Raw genomic sequence first — 16170 nt, 5'->3', positions numbered from 1 at the left:
CGTTTCAGTAGTTCAGACTCGTTTGCCGCTTACTGAATGTTGACGTCGACGCTGGCCGGAAGATCGATGCGCATGAGGGCGTCAACGGTCTTCGGGGTTGGGTCGAGAATGTCGATCAGACGCTTGTGCGTACGCATCTCAAAGTGCTCGCGCGAGTCCTTGTACTTGTGCGGAGAGCGGATGACGCAGTACACGTTCTTTTCAGTTGGCAGTGGCACTGGGCCGACAACACGAGCGCCGGTACGGGTAACCGTCTCGACGATCTTCTTGGCAGAAGCGTCGATAGCCTCGTGATCGTAGGCCTTGAGCCTAATGCGGATCTTCTGTCCCGCCACGCTTGTCCTCTTCCTTCAAAGCGCTTCCCTGCTATTTAAAACAGCTGGTAGTCACGCTTCTTATCTGTCTTAGTCTTAACGCTGTCCGGCCTTGGGGCCTGGTCCAGTCGCCAGTGTCGCTTGTGTCTTACATTTACTTGCTTGTGCCATCGACGGATAGCGGGTCATTTGGTTTTAATGAACACACGCCATACGCACTTGGTTAATCAAGTGATGTAACAACACCCGGTTCCCGCCCCTTGCTTGCTCCATGGCCGGATTCGTTTTACCGAGGCCTTATATACGAAATATATGGAGTACAAGCTTGGAAACGTGTTCCGCGCCTTGTCGGAAGGGAATCCCTTCGCTTACTGCCGCTGTTCATTTACCATGCCCCATCCTCCGGCACCCGCGGTCGGGCGTGTCGCCCTTCCACTTTTTAAGTACCGCACAGCAAAGCAGCCCCGCTGTGTTCCTTGTGGATCACTTTCGCGAGGTTCTTCACCGACGATGGATCATGCTCACTTCACCATCGACACCTTCTTGGCCCAGCCTCGCTGCTGCGCTACTGGCCTCATGTGCCGTGTTAAAGCAACGTCAAGTATTCAACCACACCGGGCGTGCCGAAACCAAATCACTTCTTTCTTTTCTTTTTTGACGCCCCTACGCACCGGTTACCTTTACTTCCGTAACCTTTTGAGCACTAGAATCGCCACGTAAGTTCAGACTTCACATGCATGGCCTCGAGGCGGCGTCAGTAATAAGGAGAGACAGCTATGAGCGACTCCCGCTACGGTTCTCCTAACAGTGCACGCCCCAACTCAGCATTCTTGCCACCCAGGGGCAGCGCTCGGTATGAGGTGGCACAGCGCCGACGGGTAGAGGCCACCGCACGAGCAGAGGGCCGGCCACTACACCGCAAGGAAGATCCGACTCCCCGGAAAGGGAAACGCGCAACTCAGGAGGCAAGACGCGGTTTCCGCATTCAGCATGCTCGTACCCGACGCATTTTGTCGCGGGTCGGCGTTGCCATTTTCGTCATCCTGGCCGTGGTGGCAGTGTGGCAGCGGGAGGCGCCGGTCAAACCGCCAGAGGGGCTGGAGAGCAACGAGGTGATCGCCGAACAGTCGCCGCCGATCGCACCTTCCGCGGCGGAGGAGATGTTCATTCCGGCTATCGACGTGCATGCCGACTTCGAGGAGGGGGCGTGCAGGGTGAAGGATGGCGCCATCGACCCGGCAACCCTAGACAAGGCCTGTACTTACACCGCTGCCGATAAGCCTTACTCCCTGCCGGGCACGAACTCCCCGGACGTTGTGGTGATCGCCGGGCACACCGGCGCGGGAGTGCCCGCAGTGTTTGACAACCTCTATGACGGCTCAGCCGACCACCACCGAGTGAAGGTCGGCGACAAGCTGTACCTGCGCACGGCAGATTCCGGCGATAACTGGCTGGTTTACGCAGCCACCGATCTGCACGATCCGGTGAAGGAGGGGCTCTCGGAGGACTCCAGCGTGTGGGGCGAGGGGGCTACCCCGGGGCGCCTACTGACCATTAGCTGTATTCAGCCAACTAATCCATTTACGCCAGCCTTACGCAACTCGGTCGTTGGTTGGCAGTATCGAGGGACGTCCTCTCCAACTGGACCTAACCTCAACGAATGATTAGATAGGCGCACCCCCCTGAAGACCTCTCCCGATAAGTCATCTAGGACTCCCAAAGCTATCTAAGCCATAGCGCGATTGTTGTAATAGAATCTTTAAAGTGTATCCTCAGAGAGGATCAAACACTGAGCCATCCCTCCTATAACTACGTTCTTTAGGGTTCCTATGAAAAAATTCACTCGTACTGTAGCAGCTATCAGCCTGGCAGCCTCCGTCATCAATAGTGGCGCTGTAATCCCACAGGCTGAAGCAGTACCGTTTTCCACCACAGGATTGTCAGGAGATCACAATCAAGGGGCTCAGTTTGTGATTGCCCAGCCTTCACTGTCCGTCGTGAGCGACTCCAGAAGAATCGGAACTATCTTAGGCTTGGTCGCACTTCCCGCCACGCTAATCATCGGTGGCGTCATTTGGTATCTCTCACAGGATGGGCAGACTTACATCCAGGATCAGAACCGGATTCACCAGGATCCGACACCGGAGGACAGGGCAGCTTCCGACAAGATGCTGGCCGAGAACAAGGACGAGGTTATCGCTCAGGGCGGCCAGCTGGCTGACCAGGGCGCAGCCGACGAGTCCGCTAGCGACCGCGGCATGCTGGCACAGACCGGCTCCAACACCGCTGCACGCGGCCTGGCTGGCCTGGCTGTTATCGCAATGATCGCAGCTGGCGCCTTCGCTGTGCGCCGCAAGCTGTTCGCATAAAACAGCTTTACTGCACCAACGCAGTTAAGCACTTCAAGCCCACCTCCCCCAACCCGGCGGCCCCGCCGGAGGCAGGAGGTGGGCTTTTCACTACTACAATCACCTTCTAGTGGAATTTCTAGGCAAACGGCCTTGAGGTGGCGTCACCAAAAGAAGGAACAGCAATGAGCGACTACCGCAACAACCCCGAATACCAGCGGCAACGGCGCGCCCTGGTGCGGAAACACCACCCCGACGCGGGAGGGACGGACGCAGAGCTGATCGACGCTCTGCGCGCCCTCGACGAGGCCTGGGACCGGCGCGCACGCCTGCGCCGCCAGGTCCGCGAACACCGGCCGAGCTTCATCCCCGAAGACAAGGCCGAGCAGGCGATGGATGTTGCCGAGCAAGCCATGGGGGTGGCTGAGAACTTCGCCCGCAACGCCGGGCGCTTCGCCGGTAACCTACGCAACACGCTACTCCATAAGCTGCCGCAAGAGTTCCGGCGGGGATACCGCGAGGGAGACAAATAAATGTCCACCCGTTACGAGCAAATCGCCCGGCAACTGCGCGAGGACATCCGCAACGGGCGTTTCCAGGTCGGGGAGGCTATACCTAGCGAAAGGGTCCTGGCCGAACGCTTCGACGTCGCCCCCGGCACCATGCGCCAGGCGCTCAATCAACTGGTGGACGAAGGTACCTTAAGTTCCAAGCGGGGCGCGCGGAAGGTCGTGCTGCGCATGCCCGCCCGCTTCCCCGAGATCTCGAAGTTCCGCAGTTTCGCGCAGTGGGCCTACGGACGCGGGCGCACACCTGGTGGCCATGTGATCCACCAGGAATGGGTGGAACAGACTGATAAGGATGCCGAGCTGCTGCGCGTGCCCGCCGGCGAGAAAGTCCTGAAAGTGCTGCGCGTGCGCACCATCGACGGGTCCGCCATCATGCTGGAGCGCACCCGCTACCCCGCCTGGGTCGGTGCCAAGGTCGAGCCGATGGATCCCACCTGTCCGTCCGTGACCAACGAGCTGGCCGCCCGCCACGGCATTCACTTCTTCGCTGCCGACAACGTGTTTTCCGCCGCGAAAGCCGGGGAGGTCGATGCGCGGTGGCTGCCCCTCGAGACCGGCGATCCGGTTCTGGTGCACCGGCGCCTCTCGCGCGATGCGAGGGGCACGCCGTTGGAGATGAGTGAGGATCGCTATATTGCGGACGCCCTCAGTATCGCCGTGCCCACGTCTGGCAAGAACAACGTTCTCAGCTGGACTACGTTGAATCGTTTCCCCTGGGGCTAATTCCAGGGCTAACTCCGGGGCTAGCTCTCCAGGACATGCAGAAGGCCCCGGGCTCCTTCTTTCAGGAACCCGGGGCCTTGAACCGTTTAGCGCCTAAAGCACTAAACGGTGATCATGCGAGTAGTTAGGACTACTTGTTGATCTTGGTAACGCGACCAGCGCCAACGGTGCGGCCACCCTCACGGATAGCGAAGCGCAGGCCCTCGTCCATAGCAACCGGCTGGATCAGGGTGACGGACATGTCAACGTTGTCGCCCGGCATAACCATCTCGGTGCCCTCCGGCAGCTTCACAACACCGGTAACGTCGGTGGTGCGGAAGTAGAACTGCGGACGGTAATTGTCGAAGAACGGGGTGTGGCGGCCGCCCTCGTCCTTGGACAGAACGTAGACGGAGCCCTCGAACTCGGTGTGCGGGGTGTAAGCGCCCGGCTTAGCAACGATCTGACCACGCTCAACGTCTTCGCGCTTCAGGCCACGCAGCAGCAGTGCGGCGTTGTCGCCAGCCTCTGCGGTGTCCAGCAGCTTGTTGAACATCTCGATGGAGGTAACGGTGGTCTTCTGGGACTTCTCGCGGATGCCCAGGATCTCGACCTCGTCGTTCAGGTTCAGGATGCCACGCTCAACACGGCCGGTAACAACGGTACCGCGGCCGGTAATGGTGAAGATGTCCTCAACCGGCATCAGGAAAGGCTTGTCGGTCTCGCGCTCCGGGTCCGGGATGGAGTCGTCGCAGGCCTGCATGAGCTCCAGGATCTGCTTAGCCCACTTCTCGTCGCCCTCCAAGGCCTTCAGTGCGGAGATGTGAACAACAGGTGCTTCCTCGTCGAAGTCCTGTTCAGCCAGCAGCTCGCGGACCTCCATCTCGACGAGCTCCAGCAGCTCCTCATCGTCAACCATGTCGCACTTGTTCAGTGCGACCAGGATGTACGGAACGCCAACCTGGCGAGCCAGCAGAACGTGCTCGCGGGTCTGCGGCATCGGGCCATCGGTTGCAGCAACAACCAGGATGGCGCCGTCCATCTGAGCAGCACCGGTGATCATGTTCTTGATGTAGTCAGCGTGGCCCGGAGCGTCAACGTGAGCGTAGTGGCGCTTCTCGGTCTCGTACTCAACGTGGGAGATGTTGATCGTGATGCCACGCTCCTTCTCCTCCGGCGCCTTATCGATGGCGTCGAAAGCGAAGGACTTGTTGGCCTCGGGGAATGCGTCAGCCAGAACCTTGGTGATCGCGGCAGTGGTGGTGGTCTTGCCGTGGTCGACGTGACCAATGGTGCCGATGTTTACGTGCGGCTTGGAACGCTCGAACTTAGCCTTCGCCACTTTGTGTCCTCCTGGACTGCTCGGTGGCTACGACTCTCGCAGCCACATTAACTTTTATTGCCAACCAGTTGCTTCCCCGCAGTTTACGGGTCGCCCACTGGCTAGTTTTTCTTACTTCTTGCCGAATATCAGATTATCCGTGTAACGAACATCTTCGCCTCGACTTTGTGCTTCGAGGCCAGTCGCGCTACACGCGAACTGGGTAACGGCCAGCACACCGCATCCTACGTCACTTTTGCCGTCTAGAAAAATTTGCCCCCACGAGCAAACCTAAAAGCCCACGAACATTGGGGTAGTCAAGTTTTCTATTCGGTTGTTTATTGACGCAGGGCTACGCCGTGCTGACCCCTACCCCGCAAGGCCCTTAGGCCCGTGATGCTCCGCGACAGGCGCCCCGGGGTGGTGGGCGCCCGAGGGGGCGTCACAAAGCTAAAGAAACCTTGCTTGGGGTCTTGCTTTAGGGTTAAGCGTTGCCGCCAGTGCGCTCCGCGATGATCTCGGATGCGACGTTGGTCGGAACCTCGCCGTAGGAGTCGAAGATCATGGAGAAGTTCGCACGGCCGGCGGTGCGGGAACGCAGGTCGCCGATGTAGCCGAACATCTCGGACAGCGGCACCTTGGCCTTGACGATCTTGGCGCCAGCGCGGTCGTCCATGGAGGAAACCTGGCCACGGCGGGAGTTGATGTCGCCGATGACGTCGCCCATGTACTCCTCTGGGGTGATGACCTCAACGGCCATCAGCGGCTCCAGCAGAACCGGCTTTGCCTTGGCAACAGCTTCCTTCAGTGCCTGGGAACCAGCCAGCTTGAAGGCCATTTCGGAGGAGTCGACCTCGTGGTAAGCACCATCCAGCAGGGTGGCCTTGATGTTCACCAGCGGGAAGCCGGCCAGGTAGCCGTACTGCATAGCGTCCTGGATACCAGCGTCTACAGACGGGATGTACTCCTTCGGCACGCGGCCACCGGTGACCTCGTTGACGAACTCGTAGGTCTGGTCGGAGCCCTCTTCCGGCTCGTAAGGCTCGAGCGCGATGATGACGCGCGCGAACTGACCGGAACCACCAGTCTGCTTCTTGTGGGTGTACTCCAGCTTCTCGACCGGCTTGCGGATGGTCTCGCGGTAAGCAACCTGCGGGTTACCGATGTTCGCCTCGACCTTGAACTCGCGGCGCATGCGGTCAACCAGAACGTCCAGGTGCAGCTCGCCCATACCGCCGATGACGGTCTGGCCGGTCTCCTCGTCCAGCTTAACGGTGAAGGTCGGGTCCTCTTCCGCCAGCTTCTGGATGGCGGTACCCAGCTTCTCCTGGTCAGACTTGGTCTTCGGCTCGATGGCCACCTCGATAACCGGATCCGGGAAGTCCATGGACTCCAGGATGACCGGGTCCTGAGCGTCGCACAGGGTGTCGCCCGTGGTGGTGTCCTTCAGGCCGATGAAGGCGTAGATGTGGCCGGCGGATGCGCGATCCACCGGCTGCTCCTTATTGGAGTGCATCTGGAACAGCTTGCCGATGCGCTCCTTCTTGTCCTTGGTGGAGTTGGTGACCTGTGCACCGGACTCCACGGAACCGGAGTACACGCGAACGTAGGTCAGCTTGCCGAAGAACGGGTGAACGGCGACCTTGAAGGCCAGAGCGGAGAACGGCTCGTCCTTGGACGGCTTACGCAGCTTCTCGGTCTCCGGATCCTTCGGATCGTGGCCGACGATGGAGCCAACGTCCATCGGGTTCGGCAGGAAGTCGATCACAGCGTCCAGCATCGGCTGGATACCCTTGTTCTTGTAGGCGGAGCCACAGTAAACCGGGTAGACCTCAGAGTTGATGGTCAGCTTGCGGATCTGTGCCTTCAGCTCGTCGACGGTGATCTCCTCACCGGCGAAGTAGCGCTCCATCAGCTCTTCGTCGGACTCAGCAACGGTCTCGATGAGCTTCTCGCGGTACTCCTCAGCCTTTTCCTTCAGATCCTCCGGGATCTCCTCGTAGGTCGGCTCAGTACCGATCTCGACCTTGCCGCGCCAGGTCAGAGCACGCATGTTCAACAGGTCGACGATGCCGTCGAAGTCGTCCTCAGCGCCGATCGGCAGGGCCATCACCAGCGGCTTAGCGCCCAGTCGGTCGACAATGGTCTGCACAGTGTAGTAGAAGTCCGCACCCAGCTTGTCCATCTTGTTGACGAAGCAGATACGCGGAACGTCGTACTTGGTTGCCTGGCGCCAGACCTGCTCGGACTGCGGCTCCACGCCTTCCTTGGCGTCGAACACAGCAACGGCACCATCCAGAACACGCAGGGAACGCTCCACCTCAACGGTGAAGTCCACGTGACCCGGGGTGTCGATGATGTTGATCTGGTTGCCTTCCCAGAAACAGGTGGTAGCGGCGGACGTAATGGTAATTCCGCGCTCCTTCTCCTGCTCCATCCAGTCCATCGTGGAGGCGCCATCGTGGGTCTCACCGACCTTACGGTTGATGCCGGTGTAGAAAAGGATGCGCTCCGTGGTGGTGGTCTTACCAGCATCGATGTGCGCCATGATGCCGATGTTGCGGACCTTGTTCAGGTCGGTCAACGCTTCAAGTGCCACTGGGTTACCCCGCTCATTTCGTTGTTGAGCGACTTGGCCGGAACTTCCATGTTGTTCACATTGTTGTTCTTCAAATGCTTTAAAAAGCCCCGCAAGCCGCAGGCGATTATGTACTCGTTCTATTGTGCCAGCTTTGTGCTGTCACGTCGCGTCGAGGGTTTATTGACGCCCTCACGCGGTCAATAAAAACTATAGCCCCACTACCCCGATATGAAGTTTGGGCGGTGAGGCTATGGAGCCGCTGCTACCAGCGGTAGTGGGCGAAGGCGCGGTTGGCCTCTGCCATCTTGTGAGTGTCTTCGCGACGCTTCACGGATGCACCCAGGCCGTTGGATGCGTCCAGGATCTCGTTGGCGAGACGCTCGGTCATGGTGTTCTCACGACGCTGACGGGTGAAGGTCACCAGCCAACGCAGTGCCAGAGTGGTGGAACGGCCGGGGCGAACCTCAACCGGAACCTGGTAGGTAGCGCCACCAACACGGCGGGAACGAACCTCAAGAGCCGGCTTGACGTTGTCAAGAGCCTTCTTCAGGGTGAGGATCGGATCGGTGCCGGTCTTCTCGCGGCACTGCTCCAGTGCGCCGTAGACGATGCGCTCTGCGGTGGACTTCTTACCGTCAAGGAGAACCTTGTTCACCAGCTGGGAGACGAGAACGTCGCCGTAAACTGGATCCTTGACTAGCTGTCGGGAAGGTGCTGGACCCTTACGTGGCATTGTTTACTTCTCCTTCTTAGCGCCGTAGCGGGAACGTGCCTGCTTGCGGTCCTTGACACCCTGGGTATCGAGGGAACCACGCACGATCTTGTAGCGAACACCCGGGAGGTCCTTCACACGACCACCGCGGACGAGCACCATGGAGTGCTCCTGCAGGTTGTGACCCTCACCCGGGATGTAGGCGGAAACCTCGATACCGGAGGTCAGGCGAACACGGGCAACCTTTCGCAGTGCGGAGTTCGGCTTCTTCGGGGTAGTGGTGTACACGCGGGTGCACACACCGCGACGCTGCGGGGAGCCCTTCAGCGCAGCAGTGGCAACCTTCGTGCTCTTGTCGTGACGGCCCTTGCGGACCAGCTGCTGAATAGTTGGCATAGATGAACTTTCTTTCGGTTCTTTTTGGTGCAGTTGCACAGTGCCGCCGCTTTGGATGCGGCCGCCCTATGTGTTGAGCATCTGTAGCTTGAGGATCTCAAAAAGGATCTGCACACACGAAAAATAAGGGGCTCTTCCTTACGGGGCCTCTTCCGTGGCGTATCACCCCACGCAATAACGTGGAGATCCCTGCATCGCACCCCAGCTGCACAATCGACCCGAGCTAACTCGGTTAGCTTGTGGCCGCCACTGCACCAGCGGAGACAATACAATCTACGGTCGAAAAGTTTAATACACCTTGCCTGCGCTACCAAATTTCCGGTTGAACAGCGTCCTCAGTCTCTCCCTGGCTGGCACCGTGCTTACAATCATCCCGATGCCTTCCTACCAGTTCGACTTAGCAATCATCGGCGACGGCCTGCCCGCCGCCGAGCTTCTACCGCGCATCCCGGAGCGCGGCCCACTGGTGGTGGAAGCACCCCCCGGAACTGGTAAGACAACCCTAGTTCCGCCTGCACTGTCCAACATCCTGCAGTCCCAAGCAGGCACGGCTCCCGAAGCCGACGAAGCTGCAGCGCCGAAGGTCCTAGTCACCGCACCTCGTCGCGTGGCCGTCCGCGCCGCAGCCCGGCGCCTCGCCTACCTCGACGGCTCCCGCGTAGGCGACCGCGTCGGCTACAGCATCCGTGGAGAACACCACCCCGGCACCCTGGTGGAATTCGTCACCCCAGGAGTCCTCCTCAACCGCCTCCTGGCCGACCCCGCCCTGGAGGGCGTGGGCGCGGTTCTCATCGACGAAGTCCACGAGCGCCAACTGGATTCCGACCTTGTGCTCGCGATGTGCCAGGAGGTTGCACTGCTGCGCGAAGGCGACCCCGCCGGGGAGCTCTACCTCTGTGCAATGTCCGCCACCGTCGACACTCAAAAGCTCGCCGACTACATGGGTGCGAAGGTCGTCTCTACCCCAGCGGTCACCCATCCGCTAGACATCTCCTATCACCCGCACCCCGAACGCGCCCAGGGATCGCCCGCGTTCTACCGCCACGTCGCAGAACTGGCCCTGCAGGCCCACGCCCACCACCGCGACTCCGGCCACCCCGGCCATCGCACGCTGGTATTCGTTCCCGGCCGCAAGGAAATCGATTGGGTGAGCTCTCACCTACCCGATAGTGCCCCTCTCCACGGCGGCCTGGATTCACGCGAACAGGATGCCGCGCTCACAGGCAACTCCCCCATCGTCGTCGCCACCTCCATCGCTGAGTCCTCCCTGACCGTCCCCGGCGTGCACGCGGTTGTCGACGCAGGGCTTTCCCGCGCTCCCCGCCGCGACCAAGCTCGCGGCATGACGGGCCTGGTCACCACCTCCACTTCCAAGGCCAGCGCCGATCAGCGTGCCGGTCGTGCCGGTCGCCTCGGCCCCGGCCAGGTCTATCGCGCCTACTCCGCGGCCGACTATTCCCACTTCGCACCGGACATCACCCCGGAGATCCTCTCGTCGGATCTCGTCGCCGCCGCCCTGACCCTCGCTGCTTGGGGCTCGCCCGGTATTTCTCTTCTGGACGCCCCTCCGGCCGCAACCCTCACCGACGCCAACCAGGAGCTGCACGCTTTGGGCGCGCTGGACGGGAACGGCGCGATTACCGAGACTGGTCAGAAGCTCGCGCGCATTCCCGCCGACCCACGCCTGGGGGCGGCACTGCTGGCCCACGGCTCAGGCGCTGCCGAGGTTGTGGCTGCGCTGTCGACCGGCCTGCAGGGGGACCTCGCCGAGGCGAAACCACAGACTTCCGAGGTGCGCCGTTTCGCGCGGATGGTGGAAGACCACGGTCCGGCCGCTCCCGGCGAAGTTGTCGCCTCCGCATACCCCGACCGCGTTGCGAAGCTAGTGGATAGAGGCGGTAGCGGCGAGGATGCCGAGTACCTGCTGGCCTCCGGCACCCGCGCTACCCTGGCGCCGGAGCTGCGCCGCCCGCTCGGCGGATCCGAATGGCTGGCGGTGGCGGAGGTCCAGCTGGGCCGCACTCCTCTGATCCGCGCCGCCGCCCGGCTGGACAACCCGGACCTAGCGCAGGTGCGGGAGGACGTCACCGCGCGCATCTCCGAGGGCAAGCTCCGCGCCCGGCGCACTCGCCACCTCGGAGCCATCGAGCTGTCGAGCACCCCAGTCTCCGTCAACCAGCTAGGCGAAGAAGAGAAAACCCAGGCCATCGCGGCCTTGGCTGCCGAGGGGCTCGGGTGGCTACGGATGACGGAGGGGGCGTCAAGAATAAAAGAAAGAGTCGACTACCTCCGCGAGCAGCTCGGCGAACCGTGGCCGGACCTTGCGTCAGGCGACTACACGCCCGAGGCCGAGCGGGTCGTGGCGGGCGAAAGGATCGCCGACATCGACGCTTACCAGGCGATCATGCGCCAACTGCCGTGGCCCGAAGCGGGGCGAATGGACGAACTCGCGCCGGAACGACTGGAAGTACCCAGCGGATCGGCGCCAACGGTTCACTACGAAACTGGGCGCCCGATTGTGCGTGTTAAGCTGCAGGAATGCTTTGGTTTGGCGGAATCCCCCACCATCGAAGGGCAAAAAGTTCTGTTCCACCTACTATCGCCAGCGGGCCGCGAGCTGGCCGTCACAGACGATCTGAAGAGCTTTTGGAACGGCCCCTACCAAGGCGTGCGCAAGGACATGCGCGGGCGCTATCCGAAGCACCCGTGGCCCGAGGATCCGTGGTCGGCGACGGCGACGAAGAAGACAAAGCGGGCGCTAGGTCGCTAATTCGCACGGGCGCGTGGCCCGCACGCGCCTAGCGGCGCTTGTTGCCGAAGGTCTTGGTGAAGTTCAGGCCGCGGATCGGGGTGCGGATCGTGACGGACTGGCGGCCATCAGCGCGCTGCGTAATGCGCATCGGCCCAACACGGGTGGATCCGCCCACGCCCCCGGAAGAGGTGTTAATGCGGAACGGACCGAAGTTCTTGGAATTGCGAAACATCATACCCATGCAGGCCATCATAGAGCACCGCCGAGTGCAGGCACGCAAAAGTGGGCGCCGCCCGCAGTACGAGGTCTTTAAGCTCAAGACCTCTAGTACAAGGGGAAGCGCCCGCTAAAAGCTGCTGGCCGCCCGTCAGTTGCGGGCAACCATGCAGCAGATCCGACCTACATCAGATCAATGTCGTCCAGCGGCACGGCAGCGCCGGTGAACTCGCCGTAGGTGTCGTCGGCGTAGAAGCCATCGCCGAAGGAGGACGGCAGGGAGTAAGCCGCTGCGCGGGCCTCCTCCGTCGGCTCCACGCTGATGTTGCGGTAGCGGGAAATGCCCGTACCGGCCGGGATCAGCTTACCGATGATCACGTTCTCCTTCAGACCGATCAGCTTGTCAGAACGCTTGTTGATGGCAGCGTCCGTGAGCACGCGGGTGGTCTCCTGGAACGAGGCGGCGGACAGCCAGGACTCGGTAGCCAGGGAGGCCTTCGTGATACCCATGATCTCGGCGCGAACCTCCACCGGACGGCCGCCGGTCTTGACGGCCTCCTTGGAAGCAGCCACTGCGTCTGCGTGATCCACCAGGGAGCCCGGCAGGAGCTCGGTCGAACCGGAGTCGATGACGGTCACGCGGCGCAGCATCTGGCGCACGATGATCTCGATGTGCTTGTCGTGGATGGCCACACCCTGATCGCGGTAGACCTTCTGGACCTCGTTGATCAGGTGCTGCTGAACGCCACGGCGGCCCATCACGCGCAGAACCTCGTGCGGGTCGGCAGCGCCCTTCAGCAGCTGCTGGCCCATCTTCACGTGGTCGCCGTCGCGGATCGGGCGCTCCACGCCACCGGTGCCCAGCGTTGCCAGGCCCTGGCGCTTGGACAGCTTCTCGTACACCACATCGTCGGAACCGTCATCCGGCTCGATGGTGAGGGTGAAGAAGTTGTCGTCGTCTTCGATGCGCACCTTGCCGTCCACCGACGCGATCGGGGACTTCGCCTTCGGCACGCGAGCCTCGAACAGCTCCTGAACACGCGGCAGACCACCGGTAATGTCGCCACCGACACCACCCAGGTGGAACGTACGCATGGTCAGCTGGGTACCCGGCTCACCAATGGACTGGGCGGCGACGATACCAACGGCCTCGCCGATCTCGACCTTCTTGCCGGTCGCCATGGAACGGCCGTAACAGGTGGAGCACACGCCGGTGTTGGTAGCACAGGTCATCACGGAGCGGACCTTTACTTCCTCCACGCCGGCCTCGAGGAGAGCCTTCAGCTCGCCCTCGCCAACGACATTGCCCTCGGCAACGATGACGGTGCCGTCGGAGGCGGTGGCGTCACTAGCCAGGTAACGACCAAGAACAGACGTTTCGACGAAGTCCGCCGGGGTGTAGTTACCGGTCGGCTTGCCCTCGACGTCCAGAACCGGAACGGCCACCGGCATAACAGCGCCCTGCCTGGTGCCACAGTCGTCCTCGCGCACGATGACGTCCTGCGCCACGTCCACCAGACGACGGGTCAGGTAGCCCGAGTCGGCGGTACGCAGTGCCGTATCGGCCAGGCCCTTACGGGAACCGTGGGAGTTGTTGAAGTACTCGAGCACGGACAGGCCTTCGCGGAAGGAGGTCTTAATCGGGCGGGTGATGTACTCACCGCGCGAGTTCGTAACCATGCCCTTCATGCCGGCCAGGGTCCAGATCTGACGCATGTTACCGGCAGCACCCGACTTCACAATCATCGGAATCGGGTTGTCGTCCGGGTACAGGTCCTCGACGGACTGACCAACGAAGTCGGTCGCTTCCTTCCACAGGTCAACCAGGGACTGGTAGCGCTCGGCCTCGTTGATCTTGCCGCGTGCCATCTTCTTCTCGATAACGCGGGCCTTGGCCTCGTAGTTATCCAGAACTTCCTGCTTATTCGGCAGAACCAGCACGTCGTGCATGGTGATGGTCACACCGGAGCGGGTTGCCCAGTAGAAGCCGGCATCCTTCAGCTTGTCCACCGTCTGCGCCACGGTGATCATCGGGTACTTCGCCGCGAGGTCGTTAATGACGGCAGCCTGTGGCTTCTTCGCCATGACGCCCTCTACGTATGGGTAGTTCCACGGCAGCAGCTCGTTGAACAGCACGCGACCCAGGGTGGTCTCCGCCAGCCAGGTCTGGCCTCGCTGCCAACCATCCGGGAACAGCTCGGCCTCGATCTCCGCGGTCGGGCGCAGGTGGCTGATACGCACGTGGATCGGAGCCTGCAGGCCCAGCACGCCACGGTCGTAAGCCATGATCGCCTCGGCCAGGGAGGAGTACACGCCCTGCGCCGGGCCTTCCTCGGTGGCCGGTGCGTAGGCACCCTGGCCGCCGAACTCCTCCGGCTTCTTCAGCAGGGTCAGGTAGTACAGGCCGGTCACCATGTCCAGACGCGGCATAGCCAGCGGCTTACCGGATGCCGGGGACAGAATGTTGTTGGAAGCCAGCATCAGGATGCGAGCCTCGGCCTGCGCCTCTGCGGACAGCGGCAGGTGAACAGCCATCTGGTCACCGTCGAAGTCCGCGTTGAAGGCCTCACAGGCCAGCGGGTGCAGCTGGATGGCCTTACCCTCAACCAGAATCGGCTCGAAGGCCTGAATACCCAGGCGGTGCAGGGTAGGTGCACGGTTCAACATCACCGGGTGCTCGGCGATGGCCTCTTCCAGCACGTCCCACACCTCGGGGCGCTGGCGCTCCACCATGCGCTTGGCGGACTTGATGTTCTGCGCGTAGGACTTCTCCACCAGGCGCTTCATCACGAACGGCTTGAACAGCTCCAGGGCCATCAGCTTCGGCAGACCACACTGGTGCAGCTTCAGCTGCGGACCAACGATAATCACGGAACGGCCGGAGTAGTCCACACGCTTACCCAGCAGGTTCTGGCGGAAGCGGCCTTGCTTACCCTTCAGCAGGTCAGACAGGGACTTCAGCGGACGGTTGCCCGGGCCGGTAACCGGACGGCCGCGACGACCGTTGTCGAATAGCGCGTCGACGGATTCCTGCAGCATGCGCTTCTCGTTGTTCACAATGATCTCGGGCGCGCCGAGGTCCAGCATGCGCTTCAGGCGGTTGTTGCGGTTGATTACGCGACGGTACAGGTCGTTCAGGTCGGAGGTCGCAAAGCGGCCACCGTCCAGCTGCACCATCGGGCGCAGCTCCGGCGGGATAACCGGGATGCAGTCCAGAACCATGCCCGCCGGGTCGTTGCCGGAACGCAGGAACGCGGCGACAACCTTCAGGCGCTTCAGAGCGCGCAACTTCTTCTGACCCTTGCCGTCACGGATGACCTCGCGCAGGGACTCGGCCTCGGCCTCGAGGTCGAAGCTACGGATCAGGGTCTGGATGGCCTCTGCACCCATGCCGCCGGTGAAGTAATCCTCGTAGCGGTCGACCAGCTCGTTGTAGATGTTCTCATCCACAATCATCTGCTTCGGAGCCAGCTTGACGAAGGTGTTCCAGATCTCGTCCAGGCGGTCGATCTCGCGCTCGGCGCGCTCGCGGATGTGGCGCATCTCGCGGTCGGCCGCGTTCTGCACCTTCTTCTTGGCATCGTTCTTGGCACCAGCTGCCTCGAGCTCGGCCAGGTCGTCCTCGAGAGTCTTGGCACGGTCGGCCAGCTCCGCATCGCGCTCCTGCTCGACCTCCTTCTTCTCCAGCAGCATCTCCGCCTCGAGGGTGGACTGGTCGTTGTGGCGACCCTCCTCGTCCACGGAGGTGATGATGTTGGCGGCGAAGTAGATGATCTTTTCCAGATCCTTCGGAGCCAGGTCCAGCAGGTAGCCCAGGCGAGAAGGCACGCCCTTGAAGTACCAAATGTGGGTGACAGGAGCGGCCAGCTCGATGTGGCCCATGCGCTCACGACGCACCTTGGACTTGGTCACCTCAACGCCACAGCGCTCACAGATGATGCCCTTGTAGCGCACACGCTTGTACTTGCCACAGCCACACTCCCAGTCGCGGGTGGGGCCGAAAATGCGCTCGCAGAACAGGCCGTCCTTCTCCGGCTTCAGAGTGCGGTAGTTAATGGTTTCAGGCTTCTTGACCTCGCCACGGGACCAGCGACGGATGTCGTCCGCAGTCGCTAGACCGATGCGAAGCTCATCGAAAAAGTTGACGTCCAGCACGTGGACTTCCTTTCCCCTCCTCTTCCCGGAGGGCTTTGGGTAGTTACGGCGCCTTAAGCTGTGTTGTTTGTCGGGCTCAGGCGCCGAAAATACGGCGAATGTAC

Annotated in this window: 11 protein-coding genes and 1 pseudogene; 5 read left to right on the top strand and 7 right to left on the bottom strand. The window is 61.6% G+C overall.

Going from position 1 to position 16170, the window contains the following annotated elements; translation table 11 throughout:
* Window positions 1-29 precede the first annotated feature (29 nt).
* Window positions 30-335, bottom strand: a complete 306-nt coding sequence (rpsJ, locus tag QKE30_RS04480) for a 30S ribosomal protein S10 (RefSeq protein ID WP_010120790.1) — start codon at window positions 333-335, stop codon at window positions 30-32.
* A 989-nt stretch (window positions 336-1324) separates the two neighbouring features.
* Between rpsJ and QKE30_RS04475 the strand changes: the two genes are divergently transcribed.
* The 4 genes and pseudogenes from QKE30_RS04475 to QKE30_RS04460 all read left to right on the top strand — a co-directional run bounded on the left by QKE30_RS04475 (window position 1325) and on the right by QKE30_RS04460 (window position 3954).
* Entirely contained in the window at window positions 1325-1978 is a 654-nt protein-coding gene (locus QKE30_RS04475; protein ID WP_297666602.1) for a sortase, read from the top strand.
* Window positions 1979-2350: 372 nt separating this feature from the next.
* Window positions 2351-2683, top strand: a pseudogene (locus tag QKE30_RS04470) (LPXTG cell wall anchor domain-containing protein); the annotation flags it as partial.
* Window positions 2684-2847: 164 nt separating this feature from the next.
* Window positions 2848-3195 (top strand): hypothetical protein, encoded by a 348-nt coding sequence (locus QKE30_RS04465; RefSeq protein ID WP_034986208.1) that lies wholly within the window; start codon window positions 2848-2850, stop codon window positions 3193-3195.
* The gene (locus tag QKE30_RS04460; protein ID WP_347934207.1) at window positions 3196-3954 is read left to right on the top strand and encodes a GntR family transcriptional regulator; all 759 of its coding nucleotides are present in this window, start codon (window positions 3196-3198) and stop codon (window positions 3952-3954) included.
* Window positions 3955-4084: 130 nt separating this feature from the next.
* On the opposite strand, the gene tuf is transcribed toward QKE30_RS04460, so the two are convergent.
* The 4 genes from tuf to rpsL all read right to left on the bottom strand — a co-directional run bounded on the left by tuf (window position 4085) and on the right by rpsL (window position 8943).
* Complete coding sequence (gene tuf, locus QKE30_RS04455; protein WP_239198733.1) at window positions 4085-5275, bottom strand: elongation factor Tu; 1191 nt, start codon at window positions 5273-5275, stop codon at window positions 4085-4087.
* 463 nt (window positions 5276-5738) lie between these two features.
* Window positions 5739-7853, bottom strand: a complete 2115-nt coding sequence (fusA, locus tag QKE30_RS04450) for an elongation factor G (protein WP_239198736.1) — start codon at window positions 7851-7853, stop codon at window positions 5739-5741.
* Between the two features lie 244 nt (window positions 7854-8097).
* Complete coding sequence (gene rpsG / locus QKE30_RS04445; protein ID WP_005291999.1) at window positions 8098-8568, bottom strand: 30S ribosomal protein S7; 471 nt, start codon at window positions 8566-8568, stop codon at window positions 8098-8100.
* Window positions 8569-8571: 3 nt separating this feature from the next.
* Complete coding sequence (rpsL, locus tag QKE30_RS04440) at window positions 8572-8943, bottom strand: 30S ribosomal protein S12 (RefSeq protein ID WP_034971062.1); 372 nt, start codon at window positions 8941-8943, stop codon at window positions 8572-8574.
* Window positions 8944-9319: 376 nt separating this feature from the next.
* Between rpsL and QKE30_RS04435 the strand changes: the two genes are divergently transcribed.
* A complete protein-coding gene (locus QKE30_RS04435) occupies window positions 9320-11713 on the top strand; it encodes an ATP-dependent helicase C-terminal domain-containing protein (protein ID WP_239198739.1) in 2394 nt (797 codons plus the stop codon).
* A 28-nt stretch (window positions 11714-11741) separates the two neighbouring features.
* Here the strand turns inward: QKE30_RS04435 and QKE30_RS04430 are convergent, their stop codons facing one another.
* A complete protein-coding gene (locus QKE30_RS04430) occupies window positions 11742-11936 on the bottom strand; it encodes a DUF4236 domain-containing protein (RefSeq protein WP_239198742.1) in 195 nt (64 codons plus the stop codon).
* Between the two features lie 158 nt (window positions 11937-12094).
* A complete protein-coding gene (locus tag QKE30_RS04425) occupies window positions 12095-16066 on the bottom strand; it encodes a DNA-directed RNA polymerase subunit beta' (protein ID WP_239198745.1) in 3972 nt (1323 codons plus the stop codon).
* Between the last annotated feature and the right edge of the window lie 104 nt (window positions 16067-16170).

Origin of the sequence: Corynebacterium sp. c24Ua_83, from assembly GCF_039907245.1 — a bacterium.
Taxonomy (GTDB): Bacteria; Actinomycetota; Actinomycetes; order Mycobacteriales; family Mycobacteriaceae; genus Corynebacterium.
This window is presented reverse-complemented; position numbering and strand designations above follow the sequence as displayed.

Bases quoted from the DNA above. Each gene is read 5' to 3' on its own strand.
- QKE30_RS04465 (WP_034986208.1), top strand. From the start codon at position 2,848: ATGAGCGACTACCGCAACAACCCCGAATACCAGCGGCAACGGCGCGCC.
- QKE30_RS04460 (WP_347934207.1), top strand. From the start codon at position 3,196: ATGTCCACCCGTTACGAGCAAATCGCCCGGCAACTGCGCGAGGACATC.
- rpsG (WP_005291999.1), bottom strand. From the start codon at position 8,568: ATGCCACGTAAGGGTCCAGCACCTTCCCGACAGCTAGTCAAGGATCCA.
- rpsL (WP_034971062.1), bottom strand. From the start codon at position 8,943: ATGCCAACTATTCAGCAGCTGGTCCGCAAGGGCCGTCACGACAAGAGC.
- QKE30_RS04435 (WP_239198739.1), top strand. From the start codon at position 9,320: ATGCCTTCCTACCAGTTCGACTTAGCAATCATCGGCGACGGCCTGCCC.
- QKE30_RS04430 (WP_239198742.1), bottom strand. From the start codon at position 11,936: ATGGGTATGATGTTTCGCAATTCCAAGAACTTCGGTCCGTTCCGCATT.